Here is a 13,040-nt window from a genome sequence, read left to right on the forward strand (position 1 = left end):
CCGCCCCGCGGGCGGGGCGGGGGGCCCGCGCCCCCCCCCCCCCCGCGCGGCCCCCCCGCCGCGGGGGGGCGGGGGGGGGGGGGGGCGCCGTGTGGTGTCTGCGGGGCTTGCGCCCTCGTCCGTGCCCGATGGGGCACGGGTGGTGCGTCCGGCGTCAGGTGCCGGGTCGGTCGGTCGGTCGTTACGGAACGACGCGCAGCAGCTTGTTCGGCGAACCGCTGCCGGGGCCGGTCACCTTGCCCGAGGTGGCGCCGTTGACCAGGGCCGTGGACACCTGGGCCGGGGTGGCGTCGGGGTGGGTGGCCAGGTAGACGGCCGCCGCACCGGCGACGTGCGGGGTGGCCATCGAGGTGCCGGAGATGGTGTTGGTGGCGGTGTCGCTGGTGCGCCAGGCGCCGGTGATGTCGGAGCCCGGGGCGAACAGGTCGAGGATGGAGCCGTAGTTGGAGAAGCTCGACCGGGCGTCGGTCCTGGTGGTCGAGCCGACGGTGATGGCCTCGCTCACCCGGGCCGGCGAGGTGTTGCGGGCGTCCCGGCCGTCGTTGCCCGCCGCGACGGCGTAGGTGACGCCGGCGCGGATGGAGTTGCGGACGGCCGTGTCCAGGGCGGTGCTGGCGCCGCCGCCGAGCGACATGTTCGCCGCCGACGGGCCGCTGTGGTTCTTGGTGACCCAGTCGATGCCGGCGACCACGCCGGCGGTGGTGCCCGAGCCCTGGTCGTTGAGCACCCGCACGGCCACGATCTTGGCCTTCTTGGCGACGCCGTAGGACGTGCCGGCCGAGGTGGAGGCGACGTGCGTGCCGTGGCCGTTGCCGTCCTGGGCGACGTTGTCGTTGTCCACCGCGTCGAACCCGTTCACGGCGCGCCCGCCGAAGTCCTGGTGGCTGATGCGCACGCCGGTGTCGATGACGTAGACCGTGGCCCCGCTGCCCGCGTTGTCGGGGTAGGTGTACTTCTGGTCCAGCGGCAGGTTCGCCTGGTCGATCCGGTCCAGGCCCCAGGACGGCGGGTTGTTCTGGGTGGCCGTCGCGTGCACCTCGGTGTCCTGGATGACCTGGTCGACCGCCGGGTCGGCGGCAAGGCGCTTGGCGGCGCGCTCGCTGAGCTGGGCCGAGTAGCCGTTGAGCGCGGCCGTGTAGGTGTGTCTCACGGTGCCGCCGTACTCGGCTATCAGGCTCTTGCCCTCGGCCGAGGTGGACGTGAAGCCGGCGGCCTTGTCGAGGGTGATGATGTAGCTGCCCTTGACGGCGCCGGCCTGGCCCGCGTCGACGATCCGGCCTTCGGCCGCCCTGGCCTGCGAGGCTTCGGCGGGGAGCGCGGAGATCGCGCCGAGGGCGGTGACCGCGGCCACCGCGGTGATCGCGGTGGCCAGTCGGGACGTGCGCATCGGTATTGCCATGGTGAGGGTTCCTCCTCATCGTGGCGCGCTGCGGTACGCGCGCAGGGGGTGCAGGGTGTGCGTGCGCGGTTCTCCCAGGGCTCGGGGGCCCGGCGGTGGGGGCCGGTCGGTGGCGCGGTGCGCCGGTCGTCCCCGGGCCGTGCTGCTGCGACTCGGCGAGGGCACAGGAGGGGGCCCTGGCCTGGGGTCGCGGCGTCACACGGCAGCCGCCGGACTGTGGGGGTCGGGCACCGAGCAGGCAGTCGGTGCGGTGGGGTGGCGGGCTGCCGTGGCTGAACCTTGGCGCACACCGCGTACATGACACAAGGGCGCACCGCGGGACCGTTTTCCACAGAGATGCACGTCCGCACGACCCCCTGGGGTGACCCCAGCCGCCCCGACAGGGGTCGGTCAGGGGCACGGACCTGCACCTCCCGTACGAACTGTGGTGGTCACGGCGCCGCCCACGGGCAGGCGGGTGTTTCACAACGGGGCGCGGGAAAGTGAACGGGACCACTCCGCAAGGCCAGTTGTGCGCCGGTTGCCGCAACAAAGGATTAACACTTCGGCCCGGTCGACGCGCTCGCGTCCACTCATGCTCCGGGCGTACGAGCGGTGCCGCCGCGCGTCCCCCGCGACGTCGCGGCAGCCGCCCGCTCGGGGACGGGTTGCGCCGTGGGGCGCTGGTGCCCGTTGTCCGCTCGATATGCCCGCCGCCGGGTGGCGCGGCGCACCGCTGCGGGTGGGCCCTGTCGCACGGACCCACCCACCAGTCCCCACCCGGCCGCAAGGCCCCGTCTACTCCTGAAGTACGACGTCTACTCCTGAAGTACGACCTTCCCGAGCAGCGAGACGGCCAGCGCGAAGTGGTCGGCGTGGATCAGCCGTTGGCCCACCGGGAGCGCCGCGCCGCCGATGGTGACCGTGTCGGTGGCCGTCGTCCGGTCCGTCAGGTACCGCTCGTGTTCCTCGATCCGCAGCCGGTAGACCAGCGGCGGCACCAACTGGGCGGTCGGCGGGGTGAGCAGGCCCGTCCAGCCGAAGCCGCCGCCGGCCCTGGCGACGCAGCCCAGTTCCACCGGTGGGCCCACGTCGACCCAGTCGAGTTCGCCGGCGAGGGCCGACCGCCGCTGGAAGGTGGCCCGCACCCGGCGGCTGGCGGCCACCGCGGGCAGTCCGGTCCCGGCCCGCTCACCGAGCGAGTTGGCGGCGACCGGCCCGTCAAGCTCCAGTTGGATCTTGTTGCCCGCGGCCATCGTCGCGGTCGCCGTGCGCTCCGGCACCAACTGGGTGAACTCCGCCTCGGCCACCTTCGACAGGTGCAGCGGGTCCACGGAGTGCGGCTGGTAGCGCGCGAGGGCCAGCCGCAGGTACGGGAAGTAGGCCCGGGCTTCGGCCGCGGCCCCGAGCGTGACGTCCACGTCGAAGTACCACAGCCGCTGCTGGGCGTCGTACTCCGGCGCGAAGGCGGCCACCGACACCACCGCCGGCTGGCCCTCCACCTGCTCGGCCAGCACCCGGTCCACGGCGGTGGCCCGTGCGTTCGGGAAGTTGGCCGGGGTCAGCCGGGGCAGCGCGGTCGCCTCGGACCACACCGGGTCGAGCCCGTAGCGGGTGACGAGGTGGTCGGGGAGCGCGGGCGCGGTGGCGTTGCCCGGGTCGAGCACCACGGCCAGCAGTTCGTCGTCGCCCGATACGTACCAGGGGCGCTTGACGTACACCCGCACCCCCGCCCGGTGCCGGGTGCGGGTGACCCGGTGCGCGGCGTGGTCCACGGTGCGCTCCCAGGTGAAGGTGGGCACGATGTGGCTGGGCTCGGGCGGTTCGGGCCGGCGGCTGCTGGGCACCGACCAACCCTGGCCCGTCGGGCTCGGGTTGTCCGGGCCGCGTCGGGTGATCAGCTCGGGGCGGCTGGTGATGGCCGGGTGGAAGTACTCGCGGAAGCGGGTGGTGGCGAGCGGCGTGTAGGTGACGTTGCGGTGCCGGGTGTCGCGGAACTCGTGGCGCACGCCGGCCAGCGACGGCGTGTCGCGGGCGGCGCTGACCGTCACGTCGCCGACGTGGGCGTAGCCGGTGATGCGCTCCGGGGCCGGCTGGCTCACGTCGTCGTTCCACTCCTGCCAGCTGGCCTCCACGTCGATGCGGCCGGTGCTCTTGGCGTGGCAGCGGACCCTGCCGAGCAGCCCGGCCGAGGTCTCCTCGGCCACCCGGGCGAAGGTCAGGTCGCCGATGACCGGGCGCTCCAGCGGCTTTTCGACGGCGTGCACCAGGGTCAGTTCGACCCAGGGGGTGATCAGCCAGTTCTCGCCGTCTGCGGCGGCTGCCGTCAGCTCCTCCTTCTTCTCCTCCGGCAGTCCGCTGGTGGGGTCGTTCCACAGGTCGGAGCCGATGAGCAGCCGCCAGTTGTGGAAGGTGGTGAGGTCCTCGCGGCGCAGCCGGCAGCTCATCCGTACGGTGGCGACCTCGGCCTTGGGCAGGAAGACGGTCAGTTCGCGCTCGATGAGGTCGCGCCAGCGCGGCGGGCCGCTGCCCTCCTCGATCTTCAGCCGGAACGGCTTGGCCTGCGGCCACGGCCCGGGGAAGGTGTACGTCTCGTTGAGTGCGCCGCCGGGCAGGCCGCGGAAGGAGACGCCGCGGGCCAGTACGTCGGGCAGGTAGGGCAGAAGGAGTTGGGCCGCGTCGTGGACGACGTACTCCCCTGGTGCCAGGCCGGCGCCGCGCGCCACCGGCAGGGTGGTCAGCGGCTGCGGGTCGTGCGGACTGTGCTTGGCGACGTGGATGGCGCGCAGTGCCTTGAGGTCGATCACCCGGCTGGGGTCCTCGGGGAGGCTGACCTTGGTGTCCAGGTAGCTGCCGGCCTCGCGGGAGCCCGAGGCGAAGAACTGCCGGCGCTGCGCGGGCGGCCTGGCCGGTCCGAACGCGGCGTCGTACGCGCCGTGTTGCTCGGCCATCTGAAGTGGTGTCTTGGGTGGGCTGAGGTGCCGTTCGTCGAAGGCCCGGTAGCGTCGGTCGAGTTGGTCGACGGGGGTGTGTTGCTCGTGGTCGGGCACCTCCGCGTTGCGCCGTACCGCCCACTGGTCGGCGGGGAGCGGGGTGCCGTCGTCGGCGACGGTGCTGCGGATGACCAGTCGCGGTTCCGACTCGCCTTCGAGGAAGGGCCAGCGGGGTACGACCGCGGGCGGCGGCACCGGCTCCCACCGGCCGTAGGTCAGCGGCGCGGTCGCAGTGGTGTCGGCGGTGCTGGCGTCGACGGTGAGGCCGTTGCCCGCCAGGTCGACCAGCCTGGCGCGCAGCCGGTAGGTGCGTCCGTAGCGCAGGGCCGGCAGGGTGCCGCGCTGGGGGCGGAAGGTGGTGTCGAGCGGGAAGTCGGCGGAGAGCTGCGGCTTGGGGATCTGCGGCCGGTCGTCCACGCCGATGGTGCGGCCGGGTGGCGGTGCGGCCAGGCTCCAGCCGTGCCAGCCGAAGAGCGCCTGGTGCACGTAGTGGTGCCGGTCGTTGATCTGGTCCTGGGTGAGGGTGCTGGCCTTGACGTGCCCCTCGTCGGGCCGGGCCGTGATGGCGACCGGCGGGCTGCCGGGACGTCGGATGGCGTAGCTGCCGGTGCGGGCGCAGAGCGGGAACCAGCGGGTGACCTGTCCGGTGGCGTCGTTGACCAGGCCCACGTCCACCCGGTAGCCGCGGACCAGGTGGGCGGCGTCGAGGACGGCGGCGGGGGTGGCGGCGCCGCCGGTGTCCACGCCCGCGGCGTGCCGGGCGTCGGCCTCCAACTGGTCGGCGAGGTCCGCGTCGCGGCCTTCGAGCAGGACGGTGATGCCGGCGCCGTGCAGCGCGGGCGGGGCCGTGGAGTCGGGGGCGACGGCGCTGTCCCGGTCCGGTGGGGTGTCCACCAGTTGGTCGAAGATCCGGGAGAACTCGACGAACTTCATCGCCGCGCCGTCCACGTCCAGGTCGGTGACGTGCACCCGGCCGTCGCCGAGGCCCAGCATGCGCTGCCCGTACGGGCCGGCGTCGGCCGCGTACGCCTCGAAGCGCTGCCCCGGCACGTACCGCAGCCGGGTCCAGGGGCGCAGGCCCTCGTCCGCGTTGAGTCCTTCGTGCGGCGGGCCGAAGGTGACGCGGGCCTGCCACTGGTCGGCGAGTTCGGCGGGCGGGGTGACCAGCAGGTCGAGGGCGAGGCCGAAGCGGCGCAGGAGTTCGGGGTAGTCGGCGAGGAGTGCGCAGGCCGAGTGGAAGTCGAAGTCGGGCTCGGTCACCGGCGGGGGCGGCGGGTCGGCGGCGGCGCCCGGGCTCGGCGCGGTGGGGCGCCGGTCGTAGAACCGGTACGCCTCGGCGAAGCCGAATTCCTTCTTGAAGGGCTCGTAGTCGGGGTGCGAGCGGTCGATGTAGAGCGGCCGGAACGGGTTGTCCTCCGAGGTCAGACCCACGCCGCCGGACGGGTCGCGGCCGATGAGGCGGTCCAGTTTCGGATAGCTGGCGGCGACGGAGCGGGCGAGCGTCCGGATCTGCTCGGTGAGCGGGTCGGTCAGGTCGTGTTCCTGCGGGTGGTCCCAGCTCGGTGGGGGTGGCGGCGGTGGCGTGCCGTTGCCGTTGCGCGGCCGTGGGGGTGTGGCGTCGGCGCTGTGGTGGGTCGGCGTTCCCGGGTGGGCGCCCTCGCCTCCGGGGTCGGGGAAGGCGCGGCGGGCCGCGGTCGCCGTGCCGGCCCGTTCGTACAACGTGGTGACCTGCTGGTGCACCGCCCGGCTCGGGAAGGAGCGCAGGGTGAGGGGTTCGACGCCGGCCGCATTGCCGACGAAGGTGGGGCCGTGCACCTTGGTGCTGGTCGGGAAGAGCTGGCCCCACAGGGTGCTGTCGGGCGGCGGGTAACGGTCGGGCTGGGGGCTGGTGGGGACGGTCGCGCCGGTGCCGCCCGGGGCGGCCCTGAACTGCACCTGGAGCGCCGCCGCGTAGCCGGCGAGGGTGTGGGGCCAGTCGATGAAGTGGTCGAAGGCACCGAGTGTGGTGCCCCCGGTCAGGCGCGGGCTGATCAACACGGTCAGCCGGAGTTTGGCGTCGGAGGTGAGCCCGTCGGGCAGGACGGTCCAGCGGATCGACTCGGGCATGGGTCAGCTCACTTCCGCGAAGGCGGTGCAGTACTCGTCGACGGGGTTGCGCTCGGCCCCGGTGACCGGGTCGGGGTAGGGGCTCATCATTTCGGCGAAGGTCGGGGGTCGTACGGGCTCGACGGCCGCCGCCAGCGGGCCCAGTGGGGGCGGGGGCGCGCCGCCGCCCACGAAGGTCTTCTCGCACTCGATGGTGACCGACTGGGACCAGAACCCGATGTGGATGCTGATGGTGATCTTGGCGCGTCCCGAGACCTGTCCCGGGCGCCAGGTGAGTTCGAGGTAGAGCTCGATGGAGGCCGAGACGATGCCGAGGACGTCGACTTCGCCGCGGGCCCTGAAGTAGCCGCTGAGCCGGGCCTCGCCGGTGTCGAGTTCCAGCCGGAAGTAGATGCCGGCCATCACCGAGAGGCTGCCGCTGGCGACGCCGAAGTTCATCGACACGGCGGCGCCGAACTCCAGCGCGGCTTCCAGGACGGCCACCCGCTTGGGGGTGAGGACGATGCCGAAGAAGCCCCCGCCGCCGAGCATGGAGACGGTGAGCCGGAAGGGCGCCTGCCGGGTGCAGAAGGAGAACCCGACCTCCAGCGACTTCCCGATGAAGGGCAGGTTCAGGTACGCGCCGAGCCGCAGGTTCTCCAGGCTGAACACGCCGACGGCGAGGTTGGGCAGCGGCAGCGCGTACGAGGCGACGATGCCGCTGTTGGTGACCTGGATGCCGGGTGGGTCGCTGAAGCCGTCGATGGGGATGAGCTGGCGCAGCGTCTCCACGAAGGACAGCGGCCCGATGAACTCCACCCGGCGGAAGGCGACGTCCACGTCGAGCTTCTTGCCGGCGCGCGCGGTGAAGCGGATGCGCTCGAAGTTCAGCCGCATGGCGTTGAAGGCGGGGATCAGGATGAGGTCGAACTCTTCCAGACTGCACGTGACGTCGGCGCCCGCGGTCAGGTCGGAGCGGAGCGAGCCGCGCAGGTCGACGACGAGGGAGAAGCGGCCGATGGTGCGGCCCTGGTTGTCCTGGTGCGGTTCGAAGACCGGGTTGCCCGCGGGGAACGCCTTGATCTCGGGGTTCCACTCCAGGCGGGCGTTGACGGTCTCGGGGAGCTTGGCGCCCTGGGCGGCCTTCTGGAGGGCGTCGCGCAGCGAGATGACCTGACCGGCCCCGTTGGCCCAGGTCGCAACGGTCTGTCGGACGCGCTCCAGGAGGGCGCGCACCCCCTGGTCGGCGCCCGGCGGCAGGGTGTTGAGCAGGTCGGTCAGGGCCGTGTCGAAGGCGTTGAACGCGGCGTCGACGTCGGTCAGTTCGATGGGGCCGGGCTGGCCGGCGAGGGACTGGGCCAGATAGTCACCGATGATCTTGACGAGGGCTTCGGCGGTCTCCACGACGCGCCGGCCGGCGGCCGGGTAGCGCTCAGCCTCGTTCTGGATGAGGTCGCGGATGCGGCGGAGTTCGGAGAGGAAGCCGGTGACGGCGTTGATGGTTTCGGTGAAGAAGTTCGGCACCTTCAGCGGCTGGTCGAGCCCGGCCTCCTTGATGAGGTCGGCCAGCGGCAGGATGCCGAGCAGGTTGGCGCCGAGCGCGCCGATGACGTCGGAGACGTGGAAGAAGTCGGCCGGCTTGAACGAGCCGTCGGCGATCGACTCCAGCGCGTCGGCCCCGCCGGCCGCGACCCCGGAGACCGGTCCCGTCTTGCGGGAGAGCCCGGCGATCTCGAAGCTGGGCGCGCTCAGCCCGCCCGAACGGTCGCTCTGCCGGGAGAAGTCCATGGTCAGCGGCGTGTTGGTGCCGAGCACCGGGAGCACGTTGAGGAAGACCTCGCCGCGGTTGGCCTTGCGCAGCCCGGCGTCGACCTGGCGGAAGCCGGACTGGACGTACCGCTGGGCGTAGGTGACCGGCACGGTGCGGACGTCGCCGCTGAGCTGGCTGACGGCCGGGACGGTGACGGCCGCCCAGCGCACCTGCGGCAGGAACTGCGCCTGCCGCAGCGAGGGGCTGGCCAGGCCGCGCGGCGCCGCGACGCCCCAGACCAGGTGCGCCACGTCCAGGCTGGTGTCGTCCGGTTCGCTGCCCGGGGCCAGTGCGACGGCCTGGCCGAGCAGGTCGGCCCGGGTCTCGGGGGCCGGTTCGGCCGCTGCGTCGGCCGCGGTCAGCGGGAGCGGGCCCAGCGCGTTGTAGGCGTCGACGATGGCGGTGAGCTGGTCGCCCGCGCTGCGGTCCTCGGTGAGGAAGCGGAGCGGGGTGCGGAACTCGACGGTGCGCCCCTGGTGGTCCACCGCGGTGATCTTGAAGCGGAAGGGGCTCTCGGCGCGCGTGGTCGGGAAGAAGTCGCAGGAGTCGGGGGTGGGCAGGTCGTTGGTGAGGTTGGGGGTGACCAGCGTGTCGATGCGTACGGAGGTGAACGGGAACTGCACGTTGGCCAGCGGGCCGCGCTCCGGGTCGCCGATGGGCAGTTCGCGCCCGGGGTCGTAGCTGCGCAGCGGTTCGCGCACCACGATGAAGCGGCGTTGGAAGAGGTAGGCGGCGCGGGCGTCGGTGAACTTGCGCTCGGTGATCTGGATGAGGTCGGCGCGGTGGCCGAAGGGGCACAGGAAGCCGGAGAACATCAGCCGCACGTAGTGGTCACGGCCGAGCGTGGCGCGGTGCCGCCATTCGGAGAGGGTGACGCCCTGGGGCCGCTCGGGCCACTGGCCGAGGCTGTCCAACCAGCCGCCGACGGCGGACAGCATGAGGTTCTCCACGCTCACCGGGCGCGGGACGTACGGCTGCCCCTCGGGGGTGGTCAGGCCGTCGGTCGCGGTCAGGTCGACGAGGGAGGTGCGGTTCCGGCCGCTGAGCGTGGCCGGGAAGGTCTCGGGGGCGCCGGGGTCGGGGCCCCGGTCGCGGTTCCACACCGCGCGTACGGTGCGGTCGGCGGGCCGCTCCGTGGTGAACCGGGTGTGCCACAGCTCGACCCGCTCCCCCGGCGCCGGGTCGATGGTGCCGCGGTGAATCCAGTGGGCTCGCTGCGAGGGGGAGAGCAGCAGCCGGTAGGGGAGTTCGATGCCGGTGTAGGGGTGGGCCGGGTCGGCGAGCGGGTCCTGTGGGGTGCGCCGGACGGCGACCGGTACGCCGGCCGCGGGCGGCTCGGCGTGTGTTTCGACGTCGGCACCGGCCGCGCGCGCCGCCGCCAGGGTGGTGCCGGTGCCGTAGCGTGCGCTGAGTTCGGCGGTGGTGCGCAGCAGCCGCACCAGCGCGGTGGCCCGGGCGGCGGGGTCAGCGGTGCGCGCTCCGGTGCCGCCGGGGCCGGTGAAGCGGATGGTGGTACGGGTCTGTGGCTCGCGGGCGGCGTCGACGACGCGCAGCGGCAGCGTCCGCATCGCGCCGAGCAGCCCCGCCTCGGTGTACTCGACGGACTCGTCCGGGCCCACCTCGAAGACGAGCGCGCTGCGCCCGCTGATGAGCGAGCCGACGGGGGCACTCGCCGGTGGGGTGGGGCTCTCTTCCTGGAAGACCTCTTCCAGTACGTGTTGGGGGCCGAAGGTGACGACCAGCAGGCCGTCGGTGGCGCCGTCGGCGCGGACCAGGAACCGGCGCCCGAGCCGGTTGTCGATGGCCAGGCCGACGGAGCCGAAGGTGAGGTCGAGGAGGTCGGTGCCGCGGAGGACGCGTAGTGGTGGTGGTGTGGTCATGATGCCCCTCGGGCCGTGCGCTGGGGGATGTGTGAAGGTGGTACGGGATCGGCCACCCGCCCGAGAATCCAGCCACCAGGGGGCGGGCGCACTCTTCATCTACCGCTTATCTACCGTGCACGGCGCGGAGCGCGTAGTGGCCAAACGGGTGACAGCGGAGCCCGCCGCGCGCCCGCACAACCGACTGCATCGTGCACGGAGCGCCGCCGCGGCCGTCCGCCGTGCGTCTGGCGCGGCCCTGTCCTCGTACCGACGCGCAAAACACCTTGCCCGGGCCACCAAGCGGCGGCCCGGGCAAGGATATTGACGGTTGATCAGCTCAACATCGAGGGAGACGGGAGCGGCCCCGGAGGACAGGGCCCGTCTCAAAGGACGGGGTCCGTCCCTTGAGGCCGGGCCCGGCCTCATGGGACGGGCGAGGGCAGTGGGGACGGGCGAGGGCAGTCGGGACGGCAGGGGTCAGCAGGAGCGGCCGGCCCGTGCGAAGTGTCGGGACATGGCGTGGTACGCGGCCTTCGGCTCCCAGTGCCAGTCGGAATGCGGGTCGTCCGGGCGGTGCATGATGGTCTTGACGATGCTGTAGCTCGCCATGTCCAGGTCGTACTCGCGCTCGGCGACGTGCGGCATCTCCGGACTGGCGAAGCTGTAGATCAGCGCCGCGTACAGGTCCATCGACTCGAAGACGTCGAACACCTCGCTGAGGTAGGCCGCCTGGGTGCGTTCGCTGCGTACGTACCCGTCCTTGATCCGGGGCGGCTTGGCGTCGTAGTCCACCACCGTCCACCCCATGCCGCCCTGCTCGGGCGCGCCGCTGAAGGTGCAGGAGCCGCACTCGGTGATCGCGACGGGCTTGCCCCAGCGTTGGAAGGCGCTCAGTTCGCGGACGTAGTCGGCGCGGTCGCGGTGGTACTCGTAGTAGTTGACGCTGACGATGTCGAAGAGCCGCCAGTCGACCTCCTCGTCGAAGGCCGCGCCGTACGTCAATGCGCCGTGGAAGACGGAGCGGCCCACCGCGGCGGCCCTGGCGATGAAGGAGTTCAACCGCTGCGCCATCAGCTCCGGATCGAAGTTGCCGGCCAGCACGTTCTTGATCCGCTCCAGCGCGTCGGCACCCGGCACGATGCCCGGCACGTACAGGACGAACTCGCATCCGATGCTGAGGTGGACGCTGGCCCCGCCACGGCGCAGTTCCTCGGCGCGGCGGCCGGTCTCCGCGAGGTGGTCCAGGATGTCGCGCTCGGGGCAGTCCCCGAGGCGCGGCTGCAACCACACGTGCAGGCCGCGCTCGGCCGCCTCGGCCGCGGTGGCGGCGAGGTCCTCCACGCCGTCGCCCCACACCGAGACGGAGGTGGCGTGCAGGTCCTGGTCGATGGCGCGCAGGTCGCGGCGCATCCGCTCCCGGGTCCACCCCACCTCCAACGGCGACTCACCCACCTCGTAACACACCCCGCGGTGGGTCAGCCCGCGCCGCCCACCCGCCGGGCCCGTCGGCCGGGCGGTCCCGGCCGGCTGCGCCGCCGCCGGTCCCGCGCCCATCAGCGCCCCGCCGGCGAGCGCCCCGCCGGCCGCCGTCAGGGCCAAGAACCGAGCCCGGCTGATCTCCTCGTTGCGCACCGCGCCTCCCACACTTCGCTTCCGCCATCGGCCGCACCGGTGATCGCGGCCCCGCCCCAGTCTCGGAAGCGGGGGTGCCGCACGGCGTCATCCCTTGGTCTACGACACGGCGACCAAGGGATGACGGATGACGACGGGTGGCTTACGGGCCCCGCGGGGAGGGGGTCGGGGGTGATGTGGTGGGGGGTGGGTGAGGCTGGGGAGTGGGGTTGGGTTGGAGGGAGTGGGGGTTGGGTGGGGTGAGATGTGGGGGTGAGGCTGGGTTGGATGGAACGGGGGTGGGGTGAGGGTCGGGTGAGGTGGGGTCGATGATGGGAGGGGGCAAGGATCGGTCGGGGGTCGTGCCCGCGCCAGCGAGCCCGGCGCCGCTCCCCCACGGACCGTGGACCAACAACCCAACCCGCCCACCACTGACCACCGCAGCGGCCCGGCCCCGCCAGCCACCGTCCCCGGCGGCGCGCGGTCAGCTCCGACGGCCGTTGCGATCCAGTTCCGGCGGTCGCTTCAGTCCCGGCGGTCGGTCCACCGGACCGCTTCGATGCGGGCTTCGCGAATGCTGTGGCTCACGGTGTCCACCCGGTCGTTCAGCTCCTCCACCCGCCGTTCAAGCCGGTCGAGTTGCTGCTGCATCGCGGCGACGGCCCGCAACAGGTCGCGCACCGTGGGGTCCAACGTCGGGTCAGCCACCACCATGCCGCCCGTGCTCAGGTTCGCCACCACCGCGCCGACCTCGGTGAGCTGTCGGTAGGCCGACTCCACCGACCGGTCGAGTACGCCGAGTTCGGCCGCGAGCCGCGCCGGCTCCGGCAGTTCGTCACCCGGCCGGTAGACCCCGTCGGCGATGTCCTGACGCACCCTCGCCACCACGTCATCGGCCCGCAACAGCCTTCGCATCCGCTCCATGCCGAGAACCTAACCCGCGGCCAGCGACGATGTCTGCCCCGCCGCCCGACCTGCGGCGGCCTTGCGCCGCCCGGCCATCGGGCCGTGCCGTGCCGTAACACGGCGCGCGCCAAGCCGCCGCCCGCCGCGCCGCGCACCGCCCCGACAGCCACCCCCGGCCTGCACGCAATGCCAATGATCGGTGCACTCATTGCTGATGACGAAGCGCCGGTCGGCAGGGGATCGTGGTGCCGAACGGAGCTCCGGGTACGTCGCCAACGAATCCTCGGACTGCCGTTTCGGGGGCGGGGCCCGCCCCCCCCCCCCCGGGGGGCCCCCCCCGCGCCCCCCCCCGCCCCCCCCCCCCCCCCCCCCCCCCCCCCCCCCCCCCCCCCCCC

At 73.1% G+C, this 13,040-nt stretch carries 6 protein-coding genes; 1 reads left to right on the top strand and 5 read right to left on the bottom strand.

All coding sequences use genetic code 11. From position 1 onward, the window contains the following. Positions 1-181: 181 nt before the first annotated feature. From AAHZ94_RS16220 to AAHZ94_RS16240, 5 genes are all read right to left on the bottom strand, one after another. Positions 182-1,399: a S8 family peptidase gene (locus tag AAHZ94_RS16220; protein WP_502964690.1), complete on the bottom strand. Its 1,218-nt coding sequence runs from the start codon at positions 1,397-1,399 to the stop codon at positions 182-184. A 797-nt stretch (positions 1,400-2,196) separates the two neighbouring features. Further along, positions 2,197-6,477 (bottom strand): hypothetical protein, encoded by a 4,281-nt coding sequence (locus AAHZ94_RS16225; RefSeq protein WP_349993594.1) that lies wholly within the window; start codon positions 6,475-6,477, stop codon positions 2,197-2,199. A 3-nt stretch (positions 6,478-6,480) separates the two neighbouring features. Then, positions 6,481-10,146 (bottom strand): hypothetical protein, encoded by a 3,666-nt coding sequence (locus AAHZ94_RS16230; protein WP_349993595.1) that lies wholly within the window; start codon positions 10,144-10,146, stop codon positions 6,481-6,483. A gap of 459 nt (positions 10,147-10,605) precedes the next feature. After that, positions 10,606-11,760, bottom strand: coding sequence for a glycoside hydrolase family 113 protein (locus AAHZ94_RS16235; RefSeq protein ID WP_349993596.1), 1,155 nt, complete (start codon positions 11,758-11,760; stop codon positions 10,606-10,608). A gap of 504 nt (positions 11,761-12,264) precedes the next feature. After that, positions 12,265-12,663, bottom strand: a complete 399-nt coding sequence (locus AAHZ94_RS16240; RefSeq protein WP_349993597.1) for a GntR family transcriptional regulator — start codon at positions 12,661-12,663, stop codon at positions 12,265-12,267. A 196-nt stretch (positions 12,664-12,859) separates the two neighbouring features. Between AAHZ94_RS16240 and AAHZ94_RS16245 the strand changes: the two genes are divergently transcribed. After that, positions 12,860-13,040 (top strand): hypothetical protein (locus tag AAHZ94_RS16245; RefSeq protein ID WP_349993598.1); only part of this gene is annotated, 181 nt, incomplete at its 3' end.

Source organism: Streptomyces sp. HSW2009 (assembly GCF_040240285.1).
Classification (GTDB): Bacteria; Actinomycetota; Actinomycetes; order Streptomycetales; family Streptomycetaceae; genus Streptomyces.